Source organism: Mucilaginibacter sp. P25, from assembly GCF_050859465.1.
GTDB lineage: Bacteria > Bacteroidota > Bacteroidia > Sphingobacteriales > Sphingobacteriaceae > Mucilaginibacter > Mucilaginibacter gossypii.
This window is the reverse complement of the sequence record NZ_CP193937.1, coordinates 1,003,645-1,021,775: the sequence shown is the minus strand read 5'-3', so window position 1 is coordinate 1,021,775 and position 18,131 is coordinate 1,003,645. Positions and strand designations below refer to the sequence as shown.

The following is an 18,131-nucleotide window of genomic DNA, read 5'->3' as shown; positions in this document are numbered from 1 at the left end:
ATAAGTGATTTAAGTTTTATTATCCAAATTTTTAAGAAGGGAATTTTTTTGTTACGTTATTACACAATGCCTTGTTATTCATTGGTAAAGTTGGAGCTAAGTATACACAAACAGGATTATCGGAATAATATGGTCAATTATACAGTTTCCGCGTATCCTCATTGCAATCAAACCTGATCTCATTTTTTATTCGCTCACTTAGCACATTATTGTTCTTTAATATTTCAACAACATGTTTCCGGCACATACCGCAGTTGTGTTTATCATAAAGTGCCTCCAATGGCTCCCGGCATTCCGGAGTTTTATTGGCATAATAGATATTAGTAATGTCAATTATCAAACCCTCTAATTCAATGCCTTTATTGCTGTTTGCTATGAGGGTTGTCAACAGTTTATGATCTCCCTTTTTATAATTTTCTTTTAAAAGCTCAACAAATAGTGTTGGCTGTTTACCAATAGCAATTTGTTTTAAAGCGAACTCCCTGATGCTTTTATTTTTAAAAAGACTAAGCGCTTGAATAGCGAATGTCACAACTCTTCTGTTCTTTGCCGGATGTTTACAAGCCCAATCAAAAAGAAATTCTTTGTCAAGAGGAAATGGATGCTTTGTAAAAACTTTAAGTAATTTTTCCCGGTTACTTTTCTTTCGTTCAATTATAAGTTGCTGACCGATTGATTTAAGTTCGGTGCTTTTTAGTTTCCTATTGTAAAACCAAAGTTGGCTTTGTCTCAACAGCGTTTCCTCAACTATATTTTTATAAACGGGTTCCGGTGGTTTTACCTTTGTGGCACGCTGTGCCATGTTTTCCCTCACCGAATCGATGTAGATCTTTATAAAGCGATTTTGTTTGGCACTGATATCCAGTTGCACCCAGGTGTCGGTTTCCGGGTTTTCTTTTTGAAATTGATTAATGAGGTCCTCGTCCTGCCAGTCTCCCGGATCTGCTTCAAGGCGTTTGCCAAATTCTTCAGCAATAAATTTCAAGCCTTCAATACCATCAAGTTGTATAATGTCTGAGGTACCGGCCCAATCCGATCGCCAAATAGGATTGTGAACAAAGGCATCGTAAATGGTTTTCCGGGCTTCTGCATCATCTTGTCGGGCAAACATTTTAGCCAGGCTGAAAAGCTGTGTCAGTGTCCAGGTATCTTTCTGAGGTTTTAGCAGGGCTTTTAATACTGCTTTCTTTATTTTGTCTTTTTTCCCCGAAAGGCCAATAAGTTCAAAAAGATATTCCCCTCTGCTGCCTTCGCATTGTCCATCGTACGAGAAGTTTTTGACACAGGCTTTGATGATCTCTCCCGAAAAATCAATACCGGGATAGCGTTGCAGTAGTAAATACGCTTCGCCGGTTCCCCGTCGGATGGCGCTTTTAAATTTTTGTTTGATAAGGTGGGTTTCTTTCATTAAAATATAGGTAGCACTTTAATTAATCTGGAGTTTCGTATCCTTTTGTTTTATGGTATCCGCTAACATTTCAAGCCTGGCTGTCTCATCAGTTTCTTAAGCGGGGTGTTTAAGACTTCCCTACCTAAATGTATCTGGCAGCGTTTATTATCTGGGTCTTTATCTATGTATTACTTTCCGTTGGCCTTCTTCACCATAAAATCCAAAGCGGCTTTATCCGGCAAAGGTTTTGCGCCCGGCTTCTCACCCAATATCATTATTTTATGATCACTTGTTGTATAAGCCGGCCATGCAGGTACGCCTTTCCCGTTCGGGTTACCGGTTTTAACGAAATTAACCCAGTAAGTGCTCATTGTATTGGCCAGTTGCTGATCGACAGGTCCCCATGGCCGGTTCAGGAATTTGAGGTTATCATAGGCATAAGCAACCTCGCCAGTATGGAAAGCGCCGTATTTTACAAAATCGGCAGTGGCAGGCAGGCGGCGGATAAAACGGTAAACATAGATTTTCGACTTCGCCTTTTTACTTTGCACATTGGCCCAGGTATAATTCTGCATCCCGAAGATCTGATCGCGGTTTATCCGTGTTTGGGAGGTCGCGGCTTCCTGGTCCGAACCCGCCGGATATAGTTTTAAAAATGCATCAGCATCGGCACCATATTGGCTTTTTATCATCTTTTTATACTCTTCAGCAGTTTTTGGCGGACCGACAAAAGCGTCGTCTTCGTTCCAGCCGGTAAGTACAGGCACATCGTTTTGTTTATGCTCATTAAAAATATCAGCGATGGTTGCGGGTAAAACATAGCCGTCAATAACCGGGCGGCTTTGGCCTTTGCCAACCAGTTCGGCAGCGGGTTTACTCCTTAGTTCGGCAATGGTGCTTGCACCCAAGGTAGTCGCTGTTTTTACACCGGCTGCCTCTGCTTCCCGCAACCCGCCTGATCCTTGCTGACTGATAAAACTGGCCCCGCTTTCGGCAATTGCACCACCGAACAACCCTTTACCTAATGGCGATGCCACCAAACAATTTACACTCATGGAACCTGCCGACTGCCCCGCTATGGTAACCTTATCCGGGTCTCCACCGAAAGCCGCGATATTCTTTTTACCCATGTTAATGCAGCCAGCTGATCCATCAAACCATAATTCCCTGATGCATTATGCGGCGATTCCCTGGTTAATTCGGGATGGGCGAAGAAACCAAAAATCCCGACGCGGTAATTAATAACCACAAATATGATCCCTTTTTTAGCCATCGCCTCGCCATCATAAATAGGTACGCCAGCTCCACCACTTACAAATCCACCGCCATAAATATAAACCAGCACAGGGCGTTTTTCTGACGGTGTTTTTGCGGCAGTCCATACATTAAGATACAGGCAGTCTTCGCTGATGGGCTCATAGGGGATCAGGAATTCGCGCGTGTAAACACCAAAGGGGTCTGGTTTACCCCGCATTGGGCTGGCCGCAAAATCAGTGCATTTTTTAACGTCGTCCCAGGGCTTTACCGGCTGTGGTTCCTTCCAGCGTAAATCACCAACCGGTGGCGCTGCAAAGGGAATACCTTTATAAATATGCACATCGCCCGCCTGATTGGTTAAGCCTGATACTTTACCTGCATCAGTAGTAACAACATCAGGGTTTTTATTTTGAGCGACGACAGAGCAAGCCAGCAGCAAAAGCGGCAATAAAAGGATGCGTTTCATTGATTATAGGTTTAATGATTGGTTTGCTAAACTTACAAAGATTTGGGCATTTTGTAAACACGGCCCCACCCAAACCCTCCCCGGAAGAGAGGGCTTTAAAGTCTCCCCTTCCGGGGAGGGTTTGGGTGGGGGTTTCTGTAACAATCCTCTATATTTAACAAAAGCATCACATTGCATTTTAAATGCTTTGCTGATATTTGGCGAAATCAAAAATCTTTTTTCGCGATGAAGTTTAAACATCTGCTGCTTATTTCCCTGTCCTTCGCTACCGTTTCGGTATCGGCCCAAAAAAGAAAACTACAACGGCTGCCCCGGCATCTGCATCAATTCCACGCCCAAAATTAGTTGTGGGTTTGGTGGTTGACCAAATGCGTTGGGATTACCTGTATCGCTATTATGACCGTTACCAAGCCGGTGGCTTTAAGCGCATGCTTAATGAGGGCTTCACCTGCGAAAATACCAATATCGACTATATCCCAACGGTAACAGCTGCCGGCCATACCTGTATCTATACCGGATCCATCCCCGCCATACATGGCATAGTGGGTAACGATTTCATTATCCAGGCTACGGGTAAATCCATGTATTGTACCGACGACAGCACGGTTGTAGCCGTTGGCAGCACTTCAAAAGCAGGACAAATGTCGCCCCGCAACTTGCTGGTTAGCACAGTTACCGATGAATTGAGGCTGGCTACTAACTTTCGCTCAAAGGTTATCGGCATAGCATTAAAAGATCGCGGCGGCATCCTGCCTGCCGGTCACTCGGCCAATGCTGCTTACTGGTTTGATGATGCCAGCGGTAACTGGATCACCAGTACTTATTACATGAATGACCTGCCCGCCTGGGTTAAAACCTTCAACAATCAAAAAATTGCTGAAAAATACCTGAAGCAGGACTGGAACCCGTTATATCCTATTAAGACGTATGTACAAAGCGCACCCGATAACAGCGATCGTTATGAAGGTAAATTTGCCGGTGCCGCTACACCAACCTTACCGGTCAAAACATCCGAACTTTATAAGGGCCATATTGGCATGATCCGTTCTACTCCGTTCGGCAACACCATGACGCTCGACCTGGCTAAAGCTGCTATTGAGGGCGAAAAACTGGGCAAAAACATAGTAACCGACTTTTTAGCCGTTAGCCTTTCATCAACAGATTATGTTGGTCACCAGTTTGGCCCTAACTCTGTTGAGGTTGAAGACACTTATTTAAGGCTTGACCAGGACCTGGCCGCGTTTTTCAATTATTTAGATGCAACTGTAGGTAAAGGCAATTATTCGGTTTTCCTGAGTGCCGACCACGGCGCTGCCCACAACCCTAACTTCTTGAAAGATCATAACATCCCGGCAGGTGTTTGGGACGAGGGAAAAGCTGCAAAAGAAATGAACACGATGATCAGCGATAAATACAAAGTGGATAACCTGATCATCAGTATGGATAATTACCAGGTTAATTTTAATAACGCGGCCCTTGCAAAAGCAGGCGTTAGCGAAGATGCGCTAAAGTTAGATTGCATCGCATACCTGAAGAAACAACCAGGCATTGCCTATGCAATCGACCTGCAAAAAATACAGGAAGCCAATATTCCCGATGAGCTGCGCAGTATGATCATTAACGGTTATAATGCCGAGCATAGCGGTGCTATCCAGATCATCCTGAAACCTGCATGGTATACCGGCCACGGCACAAACGACCGCGGGCCAACCGGTACTACACACGGCACCTGGAATCCTTATGATTCGCATATCCCATTGGTATTTATGGGCTGGGGCATTAAGCATGGCAGCCTTACCCGCCAAACACATATGACCGATATTTCGGCTACTGTAGCATCGCTACTTCATATCCAGGCTCCTGATGGCTGTGTAGGTAAAACGATCAGCGAAGTGCTGAAAAACTAAGTCTGAAGTCAGGAAAGCCGGAAAAGTCCGAAAGTTTACAACACAAAACTTTCGGACTTTTCGGTTAATAATTAAAAACTTTCCGACTTTCGGGTTTGACCAAATTCGGACTTAATAAAATGAAAAAATACATTTCTAAATTTCATTATCTTATAAATGATCTGCCCGGTTTTAGCCACGTACAACAGGTGCAGATGGCTTGCGGTGCGGGCGCAAACTGGGTACAACACCGTTGCCTTACCAAACCCGAAGATGAGCTGATTGATGAGATAAACCAAATAGCCGAAATTTGCGACGACTGGGGTGCAACGCTCATTATCGCTAATCATTACGGCTTGCTTGACCGGGTTGATGCGCAGGGTGTGCACATAGATGATAGTGATGCCGATCTGGCCAGTATCCGCAAGATTATCGGCCCGGATAAAACTCTTGGCGTATCGGCGGCAGGTGCTGATGAATTATTGAAATTACAAAGTACCGGAGTGGTTGATTATTATGTTTACGGGCCATTTGCATCCGCATTAAATGATGTGTCCAGCGTACATAAGGTGCTTGGTTTTAATGGGTATCGTGAACTGGAGAAACTGGGCATCCATATCCCGGTGATAGCAGCAGGCGGCATCCAACCAGATGATGTAGGCCCCTTGCTCCAAACAGGCATCGATGGTATCGCAATATCGTCGGCCATTAATTTGGCTGCAGACCCGGCTGCGAAGTTGAAGGAGTTTTACAGGAAGATGTATTGATTCAGACCCTATCGGTATTTGATCTGCCAATCGACCCTTTTTAATTCATCAAGCGTATAATCGAGTCTTTTTAAATACTTTTTATTTCCAAGCAAATAACTCATATCGGCACCTCCCTTTTGATATTTATTTAAGCTATCGATGTCAAAAAAATAAGCGTACAGAGTTTTGGTTTTCCCTTTATTAATATACTCAAGCCAGGCATTTTTTCCCGACTTTGTTATAAAAGAGGTGTCATTAGGTGCTATCACATGCGATTGATAATATGGAATGCCATTTTCTGTTCGCACAGTTGTATCGTTAACTACCTCCACAGCAACGTGAACCGACGATTTATTAATAACAGATAAACGCCGGTCGTAATAATCCGTGATGCAGCCTGTGAATAATAAAGGCACGAACAATAAAATTTTTGCTTTCATGATGAGGTTTATTTATCATTAATACCCTGCAAATAAAAAGGTGACCTTTTTATATTATTCTACCGTCATAAAACTTTGATTTGGTTTCAGCAATCAATAAAAACCCCATCTTTATATTTTCATTTAATATTCATCTGTTCCATCTACATTAGCAATGTCATCACATCATATAGTTCGCGAAAAACAGGAACCAGCTTTATTAGTTTTAAGCATGGATACTTTTGATGAGGAAATGCTGGGGCAGTTGCTGGAGTGGAGCCCGACCGTGATCTGCTCTACCGGTACCGCCGAAAAGCTGGATGCATCAGGGATTAAAATCGACTGGATAATAAGTGATGGTGATTCGGGTGATTTGCAGTCGGACGTGAAGGTGATGCCTTCGGGAGGTGACAATGCGGCAGGCGCAGCTTTAAAATACTTGGTAACGCATAATTACCAGGCGGTCAATGTAATTACCGATGTGCTGGACCTGAAAGATTTTTTGTTTTATGCTGATAAAATAAACCTGGTGATTTTTAGGGAACGGCAAAAGATCTACCCGGTTAATTCGGGCTTTAGTAAGTGGAAACCCGCAGGTGAGTTCATTGAAGTACTTTCGCATCCGTCGGGCTTACAAATAAGCGGGCTTGAAACTACAGGCAATAACAGGTATAAAACCACCCATGATGGTTTTTTTACCCTGCAGTTTGAGCAACCTTTTTTGTTCATTGCCGAGGATATAGCGTAGCGAAAACAATAGCCGGTACGTATGGATGGTATTGGTTCGCTTTTTGAGTGAAAAATAATTAAAAACGCGTTAAACCGTTTAAACATTTAATAGTCTATATATTTATATCAGCAAAAAATACCATGCTGATCTGTTAAAAAATCTTTCATCATGAAAAGGACATATAAAAATCTATTAACAATTGCATTAGGGGGCTTATTGAGCTTATCCCTGGCATTCAATGCTGATGCACAACGTGGCGGCGGTTCTCGCGGCGGCGGTGGCGGAGGAGGCGGCGGTTCAAGACCGTCAGGCGGTGGTGGCGGAGGCGGTAGTTTTTCCCGTCCTTCTGGTGGTAGTTTTTCCCGCCCCTCAACTTCATTTAATGGTAGCACACGCGGCGCTATCGCGGCTCCGCAACGGAGCTATGGAACTGACTCTCGTGGTAGCATAGGCGCTCCTCAACAACGCAGTTATGGTGGTCGTGATTACGCAATAAGGCCAAATGGCACATCCGTAGCACCCCAGCGTAGCTATGGTAGCACCGGCCGTACCGTATACAATGGTAACCGCAGCTATACTACTGTAGACAGGCGCGTTTATAATGGCGGTCGAGGCACTTATTACAGAGGCGGTTCATACGCATACGGTGGTCGCAGGGTTTATCCTGGTACTTACCATTACGGTGGCCGCGGGGGTATTTTGGCAGCCACTACTATTATCCATACCGTAACTACTATAATTCATTCTATTATCCGCGGTTAGGTTTTAGCATAGGTTTCTTGCCATATGGTTACTATCCTTTCTGGTGGGGCGATTACCAATATTTTTACAGCGATGGTTTGTACTACCGTCAATACAATGACCAGTATACCGTTGTTGAACCGCCGATAGGGGCCGAGATTAAAACCCTGCCTTCAGGTGCCGAATCTATCATGATCAATGGCGAACAGTACTACGAGTTAAATGGTGTTTACTACCAGCCATACACCAAAGATGACGGCTCAACTGTTTACGTGATTGCAGGTAAAGATGGCCAATTAACTACCGATCAGGGCAACGGCGATGGCAGCAGTGTTGACCAGGGCCCGCAAATTGGTGACATTGTAACTCAATTGCCACCGGATTGCCGCAAGATCAAGATCAACGGTGAAAAGCTGTTTGTATCCCCTGATGGTTATTACTACCAGGAAACTCAGGACGACGGCAATAAAGCTTACAAAATTGTAGGCACCCCATCTGATGATCCTGAAAATAACGACAGCGATCAAAACCCTAACCAACAGTAATTAATAAAAATTCAATATATATATATTAGGGCCGCTTCCATTTTGGAAGCGGCCTTTTTTGATTCTTACAGAATCTGAACCGAATAATTCAAATTAATTCAAACTTTTTTTAATTGCAAAGGGTAGTATATTAAGTAATAATTAAAATCTACCATTATGCAAAATCATGATCACCGCGTTATAATTCAAAAATTATTGGATTGCGCTTTAGCTTGCGAACATTGTGCTACTGCATGCCTGCACGAAGAGGATGTTAAAATGATGGCCAACTGCATTAGTCTTGACCGGGACTGCGCTGACATATGTGTCCAGGGAGCCCGCTTATTGCAAAGAGATTCAGTTATTGCCCACCAATACCTGGTTTTATGCGAGGAGATCTGTCGCCTTTGCGCCGCTGAGTGCGGTAAACATCAGCACGACCATTGCCAGGAATGTGCCAAAGCCTGTATCGATTGTGCTGAGGCCTGCCACGCACATCATGAACCTATTACACAGGATTGAGGTATGTTGAGTGATTAAATGCGGTGGCTTTTTGAAGGAGTGATGACAAAAGGAAGGCCTCTCGGTCAGCCCGTCGACGGATAACATGTTGTAGGCCCAGACTTACGAAGTTGCAAAAACTTTGTAAGTCTTCAACCGATTGCTATTTCCCCTTCATAGCGCACCGATTCTAAAATTCAGAAGTACAGGCCTTCCTGAATAATTGTCACCCCTTCGTTTGAACAAACACCAATCTTATAAATTACTAATTTTTTTAGGATTTGGCGTTTTCTTTTCTGAATTTTACTTTTATGAATAACCTCCCGCCATTAGCCGAACGTATGCGCCCCAAATCGCTTGATGATTATGTTGGGCAAAAACACCTTGTTGGGCCGGGAGCAGTGCTGCGTAAAGCTATCGAGTCGGGTTCATTGCCGTCGATGATATTTTGGGGACCGCCGGGAGTGGGTAAAACCACTTTGGCTTATATTATTTCGCAGTCATTGTTTCGTCCGTTTTTTGCTTTGAGTGCTATTAACTCGGGCGTAAAAGACGTAAGGGAGGTGATAGAAAAAGCGTCGTTGTTAAAGAAACAAGGCGAGGTGCTACCGATATTATTTATCGATGAGATCCACCGCTTTTCCAAATCGCAGCAAGATTCATTGTTAGGCGCTGTAGAGCGGGGCATTGTTACGTTAATAGGCGCAACGACTGAAAACCCATCTTTCGAAGTGATCTCGGCTTTGCTGTCGCGTTGCCAGGTGTATATTTTACAGCCGCTATCCGAAACCGATCTGATCGACCTGCTGAACAAGGCTATGAAGGAAGACGTAATCTTAAAGGATAAAAGCATCACCATAAAAGATTACGAAGCTTTGCTGCGCCTTTCGGGAGGCGATGCCCGCAAGCTGCTCAATATTTTTGAGCTGTTGATAAATGCTTTTGACACGCCGGAGATAATATTAACCGATGAGGTTGTATTGGAACATGTACAACAAAACATGGCGTTGTACGATAAAACCGGTGAGCAGCATTACGATATCATTTCAGCTTTTATCAAATCCATGCGGGGCTCTGACCCCAACGGTGCAGTTTACTGGCTGGCGAGAATGATCGTAGGCGGTGAAGACCCTTTGTTTATTGCCCGCCGTATGCTGATCCTGGCATCCGAAGATATTGGCAACGCTAACCCCAATGCCTTGCTGCTTGCACAAAGTTGTTTTGAGGCGGTTAATAAGATTGGTATGCCTGAATCGCAACTGATATTATCGCAGACGGCTATTTACCTGGCAACATCGGCTAAAAGTAATTCGGCTACAACAGCTATTGGTGCGGCCATAGCATTGGTGCGCCAAACCGGCGATTTACCGGTGCCGCTGCACTTACGTAACGCACCAACCAAATTCATGAAAAACATAGGCTACGGCAAGGATTACAAATACGCCCATAGCTACGAAGGTAATTTTACCGATCTTGATTTTCTGCCGGATGCTATCCGCGGAACAAAAATTTACGACCCCGGTAACAACGCGCGTGAAAACGAATCAAAAGAAAAGTTAAGAAAACTTTGGGGCGACAGGTATAAATACTAACTTAAGCTTCGTTTTATTGAGCCTGTTAATTAATATCATATAACAAATTGACCAATATTAATTAATTTATAGCTTTAGGCTTTACGCATCGTGCCTGTCGCTTTTATATAGAACAAATTATAGCTTTGGGCTTTATGCATTTTGCTTTTAGCTTTATAAAACCTATACCTTAACCTTTAACTGTCTATACTTATGATCACTACCTTTCTCGGGCACGAACTTAAAGCTTTCTGGCGGTCAAAAAACACAGGTAAAAGTATTGCTATCCGTGTGGTGATGGGCTTACTTATCCTTTATCTTTTTGGATGTATTTTGCTTGCCGGTTTGTTTTTGAATGAAATTTTGGGCCAGGTTTTTCCGCATGATGACATAGTGGTTTCTTTTTGCGGTATCATCCTGCTTTATTTTTTATTTGACCTGATGATGCGCATGCAATTGCAGGAGCTGCCAACGTTACGGGTGCAACCATATCTTCATTTACCTATAAAAAGGAATAGGGTGGTCGGCTATCTGGCCTTTACGGCCATGCTTTCGGTGTTTAACCTGTGGCCCATTATACTTTTTGTACCTTTTATTTTAAAAGTGATCCTTACCGATTCGGGTGCTTTGCCTGCGCTCGCTTTTATATTGGCTATTATCGGTTTCATGCTTTTCAATAACTACATGGCCTTGTTTATTAAACGCAGGGCCAATCTTAACGGATGGGTCTTCCTGGTTTTCGCAGCGGCTCTCATCCTTATTATTACCGGTGATTTCAGGTTTCACCTCTATTCGGTACGCAATATTTCCTATCTGTATTTTGGCCATTTGCTCAATAAACCGGTGTTGGTATTGCCGCCTGTTGTGCTTGCAGCAGCCATGTATTACATAAATTTTGCCTATTTAAAGCAAAACCTGTATCTCGAAGAGCTGAGTTCGCGCAAGGCATCGGCTTATAAAAGCAGTACGGAGTTTCCGCTGTTAAACAGGTTTGGTAAAGTAGGCGACCTTGCCGCAAACGAGCTGAAACTGATATTCCGTAATAAGCGGCCACGATCGACATTGGTTATGGGGCTGTTCTTTATGTTTTACGGGCTCATATTTTATACCAACAGCCATTACGGACAAACCTGGTACATTTTTGTGGGCATGTTCATGACTGGTATTTTTATTATCAGTTACGGGCAGTTCATGTATAGCTGGCAAGGCGCTCATTTTGATGGCCTGTTGGTAAGCAAGATCAATTTCCGCGATTTTTTAAAGGCAAAATACCTGCTGTTTACCATGGTATCAACCGTGGCTTTTATATTGACTACGCCTTATGCTTATTTTGGCTGGCGCATTGTTTTGGTACATTTTGTAATGTACCTGTGGAACATTGGTATCAACACCACCATTGTACTGTTTTTTGCTAACCGCAATGCCAAACGGATAGATCTGTCAAAAGGCGCGTCGTTTAATTGGGAAGGGGTGGGGGCAACGCAAATGCTTATTTCGTTTCCCTTGATGATTACGCCGTATATTATTTATCTTCCCTTCTCACTGTTCAAACACGCGGACATCGGCCTGGCCATGCTGGCCGGTACCGGGATCATATTTATTTTAACCCGCGATTTTTGGGTTAAAAAACTTGAGGAGGATTTTATACAAAAACGTTATACCGTTGCCGAAGGCTTCAGAAACAAATAACCATGATTGAAGTAAGAAATTTGAAAAAGTTTATAACGGGATTACCGTTGTAGATGTACCCGCCCTGCAAATTAACAAAGGCGAAAGCGTAGGCCTTGTAGGTAATAACGGCGCAGGCAAAACTACGTTGTTCCGGATGGTGCTCGACCTCATTCGCGCCGAAAGTGGCGAAATCCTTTCAAACGGAGAAATTGTAGCCGGTCATGAGAAGTGGAAAGATTACACCGCTGCTTATCTTGATGAAGGTTTCCTGATAGACTACCTTACACCCGAAGAATATTTTTATTTTATAGGAGGGCTGCATGGTCATAACCGCACATATGTTGATGAGGTGTTAGTTAGCCTGACCGATTTTTTTAATGGCGAGATACTGAAGAAAGGGAAGTACATTCGCGACCTGTCAAAAGGTAACCAATGCAAAGTTGGTGTAGCGGCCTGCCTGTTGCAGGAACCTCAATTGCTCATGCTGGACGAGCCCTTTGCCAATATTGACCCAAGTACCCAGTTCAGGCTTAAAAACCTGCTGAAAGATCTGAACAGGAATAAGGGTGTAACTACCATAGTATCCAGCCATGATCTTAACCACATCACTGATGTGTGCGACCGCATCCTGCTGATGGAAAAAGGTGTGATCATTAAAGATATTGCAACCAGCTCATCAACGTTAAATGAGTTGGAAGCGTATTTTGGCGTTGAGGTCGCCCCTTCCGCCCGTTAAAAGGGTGACTACCTTCAAGCTCCCTTTTTAAGCATAAACAAAAAACGCATTGCCGGCAGCAATGCGTTTTTTGTTTAAAATCTTCTTTTGACAAGCGCGTGTGCATACAAGCACTCGCTTTAGGGGGCGGGTGGGGCCTGGATTAGCTCATCCGTCAATTTCTCAAACTCGTTGATAAACTCGGTATAATGCTCCCCGTACCGGGGCCGCTAAAACCTGTATGGATCTTTTGTACGTCGCCGTTTTTATCAATAATGATGGTGGTAGGGAAGCCAACCACTTTTGATAACATAGGCAGGCTTTGGGCGGTTTGTTTTTTATCGCTGGTATAGCCGGTCACCAACAATGGATAAGGTACTTTAAACCTGTCTTTTACCTGCTGCAGCGCTTTCTTTGATTTTTCAAAATCGGTGGTGCGTTCATAAGCCAGACCAATTACTTCAACACCTTTATTGTGATATTTGTTATAGTAGTTAACCATATAAGCAGTTCTCGTCCATACAGTTAGGGCACCATGAGCCCAATATCTGTACAATTACCACTTTGTTTCTGAACCTGGCATCATCAAGCGAGATAGTTTTGCCATCAAGGTCCTTAAAGCTGAAAGTTATTTTTTTATACCCCGGTTTTAATGAAGTGAGTGAATATGCATCGGGAAGTTTGGCGTTTTCATCCTTTACAGCAGTCCATGCCTGCACAGATGAATAGCCGGCGAAAAATTTACCGTCGGTTAAGGTCTTATCATCGCTAATGGTAGCAGTAAAAGTATAGGCATGACCACCGTCGAAAGTAGAGAGGTAAAGTTTATTACCACTTACCGAGCCTTCTAAATAACGGTAATCACCGGTGGTGGTTAAGAAAGTGCCTGTAAGTTTATTGCCCTCCTGCTTAAACTCGCCAACGGTGGTATCGCGGCCCTCGCCCTCACCAAACACCGCCGACCAGCGGCCTCCGATATTAAATGCCGGGTTTTCGGTATTCTTAAAAAAGCGCCATGAAGTGTTAGGTCGGGCGCTGAACGGAACAAGAAGATCATTATCGGCCAGGTGCCTTACCCAGTTGCCGTTAAGGCTATCTCCGTTAAGTTTCAGCTTAAATTCTGAATTGAACAGCGGCATATGGATAAAAACAGAATCGCCTTTGGTAGCAACATCTGTTACTTTAAAATGCTCGGCACCGTTAATGATAGCTAATTGTTGTTTGCTCCCGCTATTGCTGAACTCGAAATTAAAAGGGATTTCGGTGCCTGATTTAGTTTTAAGCGCACCGCGCCACACACCTGTTTTTAGTTTGGTTTGAGCAAAGCCGGTTTGCAGAAATAGTAATCCGCAAATACCGGCTATAATATTTTTGAAAGTCATACTTAAATATATAGTCTACTTAATCTATATACTTTCAAAGGTATAAAAACAGCGCCGTTATTTCAACAATCCGCGCGAAATGACAATTCTTTGAATTTCAGATGTTCCTTCATAAATCTGGGTTATTTTGGCATCCCGCATCAGGCGTTCAACGTGATACTCTTTCACGTAACCGTACCCGCCATGGATCTGTACCGCTTCGGTGGTGGTGCGCATAGCTACTTCAGATGCATAAAGTTTTGCCATTGATGATGCCTGGGCATAGGGTTTTCCATGATCTTTAAACCATGCCGCTTTAAGGCACATCAAACGTGCTGCCTCAATTTCAGTAGCCATATCGGCCAGCTTAAATTGGATAGCCTGGTGATCAGCCAGCGGTTTACCAAAAGTTTTGCGCTCCTTAGCGTATTGCACTGCAAGTTCGTAAGCACCTGAAGCAATACCTAAAGCCTGCGAAGCAATACCTATACGGCCGCCATCCAGTACGTTCATGGCAAACTTAAACCCAAAACCGTCTTCGCCAATGCGGTTCTCTTTAGGCACTTTAACGTCGGCAAACATCAGCGAGTGGGTATCCGAGCCGCGGATGCCCATCTTGTTCTCTTTAGGGCCGACAGTAAAGCCGGGCGTTCCTTTTTCCACAATAAAAGCGTTAATACCATGGTGCTTTTTTCGGCATTGGTTTGTGCTATTACAATATAGGTAGATGCGCTGCCCCCGCTGGTGATCCAGTTCTTAGTACCATTAAGCAGGTAATGATCGCCCATATCAATGGCTGTAGTGCTTTGTGACGTAGCATCAGAGCCGGCCTCTGGCTCCGAAAGACAGAAAGCGCCAATGCATTCACCTTTGGCCAGCGGTGCCAGATATTTTTGCTTTTGTTCTTCGCTGCCATATTTCTCCAATCCATAGCATACCAGCGAATTATTCACAGAAACAACTACTGACGTGGATGCGTCAATCTTTGAAAGTTCCTCCATCACCAGCACATATGATATGGCATCCATGCCAGCGCCGCCATATTGCGGAGATACCATCATGCCCAGGAAACCCAGTTCACCAAGTTTCTTAACCTGTGCGGCAGGGAATTTTTGCTGTTCATCGCGTTCAATAACACCTGGCTTTAATTCTGTTTGCGCAAAATCACGCGCAGCCTGGCGAATCATTTTTTGTTCTTCGGTCAGTTCAAAATACATTGGTATAATTAAAAGCATAAATATATAAAAATTACTATGCATGCATAGTAATTTTTATAAACAAAAAAAGAGAGCTTTTTTTGAAGCTCCCTTTCCCCTAATTAATTTAAACTATTGATTAAACCCAAAACAAAGAACAAAAAATCTCAACTTGGGCGTCTGAGAATTCAATTTAATTTTTCACAGGTAGATGTTACTAAATCTTTTATTTTTTCACAGATGATACAGGGCGAATATCTATATACAAATCCTTTGCCATAATTATAAAATTGTGGCATTAATATTTCATGTTTAAACGTTAGTCGCCCATTTTTATAAAAGAATAATATCTGCATATAAAATGTAATGGTGTTATTTTATATTTAGCTTGCACAAAAAATACAAAGTATCATATTAGCCGATCCAGTCATGCTTTTAACTGATTTTGAATACCTTAACAACACTAATAACGCATTTAAACGCAAAGTTGCCTTGCAGATAAAAACCTTACGCAAACAAAATCAGGTTACGCAGGAGAAGTTTTTTAACGAAACGCACATAAATATTGCTCGGCTCGAATCAGGTATTATTGATATCAGGTTGGAAACACTTCGTAAAATTTGTTATTATTTTAACGTTTCCTTAGCAGGTTTTTTCCAGGAGATATAATAAATTATCATATTTTAAAAAATAAGCTGTCCTAAATTCTATTTTACCATACAGTTGTTGTATTTTAATTCATACACACGCCTAAAAAATGAACAGAAAAACCCAATCCTTATCCATAGTTGCCGCCGCGCTTGGCACCTTACTTAGTGCCTGTAGCCAAACCGACAAAACAAAAGCTTACGAAGCCGGCGACCCAGTGATCCATAATATGGATACCACCGTAAAACCGGGCGATGACTTCTTTAAATATGCCAACGGAACCTGGCTCCGCAAAAATCCTATTCCGGCGGCGTACGCTGCCTGGGGCATCGGCAATGTTGTGCAGGAAGAACTGCGAGACAAGATGAAAAAGATCAACAAGGATGCGCTTAAGGCTAATGCTCCTAAAGGCAGCAACACCCAAAAAATAGGTGATTTTTATTTCAGCGGGATGGATACCGTTAACATCGAAAAACAGGGGCTTGCACCACTGAAAGATGAACTGGATAAAATTGACCGGATAACGGATATCAAAAGCCTGGTTGAGGAGTTTGCACACTTACAAAGGATTGGCGTTACACAGCCTATCGGCGCTTATGTTGGGCAGGATGCTAAGAACAGTGCAAAGATGGCTTTGGGTTTATACCAATCGGGCATTGGTATGCCTAACCGCGATTACTACTTTAATAAAGATGCGCATAGCGTAGCCATCCGTACCGACTATCAAAATAATTACCTGCCCGCCATATTTAAACTGGCAGGCCTGCCTGCTGATAGGGCAACTGCAGCCGCTAAGAAAACTTATTCGCTGGAAACTTTCCTGGCTGATAGCAGCCGGAAACTGGAGGACCTGCGCGATCCTTATCATAACTATAACAAAATGCCACTTGCCGCGCTGAGCAAGCTGGCCCCGGATATTGACTGGAAACCCACTTTTGAAAAGATGGACTACAAAAATGCGGATACCGTAATTGTAGGACAGCCTGAGTATTACAGGGCGCTTAATAAAGCACTAAAAACTTTTACTATAGATGACTGGAAGAATTACCTGCGCAAGAGCCTGGTCACTGCTTTTGGGCCATACCTGAGCAAACCGTTTGATCAGGAGGTGTTTCGGTTTTATGATAAGGTGATTTATGGCAGTACGGCCCAACTCCCACGCTGGAAAAGGGTGCTGGATACTGAAAACGGTTTGATGGGCGAGGTATTAGGGCAAATCTTCGTAAAAGAATATTTCCCCGAAAAGACAAAAGAACGCTATGTAAAACTGGTTGAAGAAATGCGCACCAGCTTTAAAGAGCATATTGAAAAGCTGGATTGGATGAGCCCCGAAACCAAGGAGAAAGCTTACTACAAATTATCAAAAGTTGTCCCTAAAGTTGGTTATCCGGATAAATGGAAGGATTTTTCAACTTTGGAAATTAACCGGGGCCCTTACGCCCTCAACGTATTACGGGCAAACGAATGGTGGCATAATTTCAGTGCAGCTAAATTAGGCAAACCTGTCGACCGTACTGAATGGGATATAACGCCTCAAACCTATAATGCTTACTATAACCCGTCAAACAACGAGATTGTATTGCCTGCCGGCATTTTTACCATTCCCGGCTACAAGGATGAAAATATTGATGATGCCGTCATTTACGGCTATGCTGCTGCCTCAACTATTGGCCACGAAATGACCCACGGTTTTGATGACCAGGGCCGCCAGTTTGATGCTGCCGGAAACCTTAAAGCCTGGTGGAAACCGCAGGATTCGGTAAAATTTAGTCAACGTGCCAAAATGCTTATCGACCAGTTTAATGGTTACAGCATTTATGGTTTGCATGTAAATGGCAAAGCCACTCAGGGTGAGAACATTGCTGACCTTGGCGGCATTGTAATAGGTCTTGACGCGTTCAAAAAAACACAGCAATATAAAGAGGGTAAACTCATTAACGGGTTAACACCATTACAGCGCTATTTTTTAGGATACTCATTAGGCTGGCTTACGCAGGACAGGAAAGAATCACTTTCGAGCCAGATCTTAACCAATGAGCATGCGCCCGGTTTTATGCGTGTTAACGGGCCGTTTACCGATGTGCCTGAATTTTACGAAGCCTTTCATATTAAGAAAGGTGATAAGATGTGGATAGACCCGGATAAACGAGTGAAGATATGGTAGCGTAGCGGTAATGATGTAACTGGCCGTTACATGATCACAATGATAACGTTTAAAACAGACACGAAGCAAATCCAAACCATACAGGGCGACTGTAAATCGGGATTGCTTCGTGTATCATAGTTGCATGACTGTAAGTTGTTAA

General features: G+C 43.4%; 14 protein-coding genes and 3 pseudogenes. 11 read left to right on the top strand and 6 right to left on the bottom strand.

What is annotated here, in order from left to right:
* Positions 1 to 133: 133 nt before the first annotated feature.
* Both ACRQ5D_RS05400 and ACRQ5D_RS05395 read right to left on the bottom strand, forming a co-directional pair.
* Positions 134 to 1,408, bottom strand: coding sequence for a hypothetical protein (locus ACRQ5D_RS05400; protein WP_091171626.1), 1,275 nt, complete (start codon positions 1,406 to 1,408; stop codon positions 134 to 136).
* Positions 1,409 to 1,578: 170 nt separating this feature from the next.
* Positions 1,579 to 3,113, bottom strand: a pseudogene (locus ACRQ5D_RS05395) (carboxylesterase/lipase family protein).
* A 347-nt stretch (positions 3,114 to 3,460) separates the two neighbouring features.
* Between ACRQ5D_RS05395 and pafA the strand changes: the two are divergent.
* Together pafA and ACRQ5D_RS05385 are read left to right on the top strand one after the other, a co-directional pair.
* Positions 3,461 to 5,020, top strand: a complete 1,560-nt coding sequence (pafA, locus tag ACRQ5D_RS05390) for an alkaline phosphatase PafA (RefSeq protein ID WP_432328522.1) — start codon at positions 3,461 to 3,463, stop codon at positions 5,018 to 5,020.
* Between the two features lie 119 nt (positions 5,021 to 5,139).
* Positions 5,140 to 5,766 carry a thiamine phosphate synthase gene (locus ACRQ5D_RS05385; protein ID WP_091171634.1) on the top strand — a complete coding sequence of 209 codons (627 nt, stop codon included), beginning with the start codon at positions 5,140 to 5,142 and terminating at the stop codon, positions 5,764 to 5,766.
* Positions 5,767 to 5,774: 8 nt separating this feature from the next.
* On the opposite strand, the gene ACRQ5D_RS05380 is transcribed toward ACRQ5D_RS05385, so the two are convergent.
* A complete protein-coding gene (locus ACRQ5D_RS05380) occupies positions 5,775 to 6,188 on the bottom strand; it encodes a hypothetical protein (protein WP_091171635.1) in 414 nt (137 codons plus the stop codon).
* A gap of 154 nt (positions 6,189 to 6,342) precedes the next feature.
* On the opposite strand from ACRQ5D_RS05380, the gene ACRQ5D_RS05375 reads away from it, so the two are divergent.
* The 7 genes and pseudogenes from ACRQ5D_RS05375 (at position 6,343) to ACRQ5D_RS05345 (ending at position 12,641) form a co-directional block, all read left to right on the top strand.
* Entirely contained in the window at positions 6,343 to 6,915 is a 573-nt protein-coding gene (locus ACRQ5D_RS05375) for a hypothetical protein (RefSeq protein ID WP_091171637.1), read from the top strand.
* A 150-nt stretch (positions 6,916 to 7,065) separates the two neighbouring features.
* On the top strand, positions 7,066 to 7,659 hold the full coding sequence (locus tag ACRQ5D_RS05370; RefSeq protein WP_432328521.1) for a hypothetical protein: 594 nt from the start codon (positions 7,066 to 7,068) through the stop codon (positions 7,657 to 7,659).
* A pseudogene (locus tag ACRQ5D_RS05365) lies at positions 7,659 to 8,183 on the top strand (DUF6515 family protein); the annotation flags it as partial. The gene ACRQ5D_RS05370 and the pseudogene ACRQ5D_RS05365, both read left to right, overlap by 1 nt.
* Positions 8,184 to 8,339: 156 nt before the next feature.
* Entirely contained in the window at positions 8,340 to 8,684 is a 345-nt protein-coding gene (locus ACRQ5D_RS05360; protein WP_091171641.1) for a four-helix bundle copper-binding protein, read from the top strand.
* A gap of 290 nt (positions 8,685 to 8,974) precedes the next feature.
* Positions 8,975 to 10,255: a replication-associated recombination protein A gene (locus tag ACRQ5D_RS05355; RefSeq protein ID WP_091171643.1), complete on the top strand. Its 1,281-nt coding sequence runs from the start codon at positions 8,975 to 8,977 to the stop codon at positions 10,253 to 10,255.
* Between the two features lie 192 nt (positions 10,256 to 10,447).
* Complete coding sequence (locus ACRQ5D_RS05350) at positions 10,448 to 11,923, top strand: DUF5687 family protein (protein WP_091171645.1); 1,476 nt, start codon at positions 10,448 to 10,450, stop codon at positions 11,921 to 11,923.
* Between the two features lie 40 nt (positions 11,924 to 11,963).
* Positions 11,964 to 12,641: an ATP-binding cassette domain-containing protein gene (locus ACRQ5D_RS05345; protein WP_431200954.1), complete on the top strand. Its 678-nt coding sequence runs from the start codon at positions 11,964 to 11,966 to the stop codon at positions 12,639 to 12,641.
* 154 nt (positions 12,642 to 12,795) lie between these two features.
* Here ACRQ5D_RS05345 and ACRQ5D_RS05340 read toward each other — a convergent pair whose 3' ends face one another.
* From ACRQ5D_RS05340 to ACRQ5D_RS05330, 3 genes and pseudogenes are all read right to left on the bottom strand, one after another.
* A complete protein-coding gene (locus tag ACRQ5D_RS05340) occupies positions 12,796 to 13,122 on the bottom strand; it encodes a peroxiredoxin family protein (RefSeq protein ID WP_431199193.1) in 327 nt (108 codons plus the stop codon).
* On the bottom strand, positions 13,115 to 14,002 hold the full coding sequence (locus ACRQ5D_RS05335) for a peroxiredoxin family protein (RefSeq protein ID WP_431199192.1): 888 nt from the start codon (positions 14,000 to 14,002) through the stop codon (positions 13,115 to 13,117). Before ACRQ5D_RS05335 ends, ACRQ5D_RS05340 begins: the two co-directional genes overlap by 8 nt.
* A gap of 57 nt (positions 14,003 to 14,059) precedes the next feature.
* A pseudogene (locus ACRQ5D_RS05330) lies at positions 14,060 to 15,198 on the bottom strand (acyl-CoA dehydrogenase).
* A 408-nt stretch (positions 15,199 to 15,606) separates the two neighbouring features.
* On the opposite strand from ACRQ5D_RS05330, the gene ACRQ5D_RS05325 reads away from it, so the two are divergent.
* Together ACRQ5D_RS05325 and ACRQ5D_RS05320 are read left to right on the top strand one after the other, a co-directional pair.
* Entirely contained in the window at positions 15,607 to 15,846 is a 240-nt protein-coding gene (locus ACRQ5D_RS05325) for a helix-turn-helix domain-containing protein (protein ID WP_091171651.1), read from the top strand.
* 88 nt (positions 15,847 to 15,934) lie between these two features.
* Complete coding sequence (locus ACRQ5D_RS05320; RefSeq protein ID WP_091171653.1) at positions 15,935 to 17,989, top strand: M13 family metallopeptidase; 2,055 nt, start codon at positions 15,935 to 15,937, stop codon at positions 17,987 to 17,989.
* Positions 17,990 to 18,131: the final 142 nt, after the last annotated feature.

Excerpts from the sequence above, each read along its gene's own strand:
- ACRQ5D_RS05380 (WP_091171635.1), bottom strand. The coding sequence starts at position 6,188 with ATGAAAGCAAAAATTTTATTGTTCGTGCCTTTATTATTCACAGGCTGC.
- ACRQ5D_RS05320 (WP_091171653.1), top strand. The coding sequence starts at position 15,935 with ATGAACAGAAAAACCCAATCCTTATCCATAGTTGCCGCCGCGCTTGGC.
- ACRQ5D_RS05400 (WP_091171626.1), bottom strand. The coding sequence starts at position 1,408 with ATGAAAGAAACCCACCTTATCAAACAAAAATTTAAAAGCGCCATCCGA.
- ACRQ5D_RS05350 (WP_091171645.1), top strand. The coding sequence starts at position 10,448 with ATGATCACTACCTTTCTCGGGCACGAACTTAAAGCTTTCTGGCGGTCA.
- ACRQ5D_RS05360 (WP_091171641.1), top strand. The coding sequence starts at position 8,340 with ATGCAAAATCATGATCACCGCGTTATAATTCAAAAATTATTGGATTGC.
- ACRQ5D_RS05375 (WP_091171637.1), top strand. The coding sequence starts at position 6,343 with ATGTCATCACATCATATAGTTCGCGAAAAACAGGAACCAGCTTTATTA.
- ACRQ5D_RS05335 (WP_431199192.1), bottom strand. The coding sequence starts at position 14,002 with ATGACTTTCAAAAATATTATAGCCGGTATTTGCGGATTACTATTTCTG.
- ACRQ5D_RS05340 (WP_431199193.1), bottom strand. The coding sequence starts at position 13,122 with ATGGTTAACTACTATAACAAATATCACAATAAAGGTGTTGAAGTAATT.
- ACRQ5D_RS05325 (WP_091171651.1), top strand. The coding sequence starts at position 15,607 with ATGCTTTTAACTGATTTTGAATACCTTAACAACACTAATAACGCATTT.
- ACRQ5D_RS05385 (WP_091171634.1), top strand. The coding sequence starts at position 5,140 with ATGAAAAAATACATTTCTAAATTTCATTATCTTATAAATGATCTGCCC.
- ACRQ5D_RS05370 (WP_432328521.1), top strand. The coding sequence starts at position 7,066 with ATGAAAAGGACATATAAAAATCTATTAACAATTGCATTAGGGGGCTTA.
- ACRQ5D_RS05355 (WP_091171643.1), top strand. The coding sequence starts at position 8,975 with ATGAATAACCTCCCGCCATTAGCCGAACGTATGCGCCCCAAATCGCTT.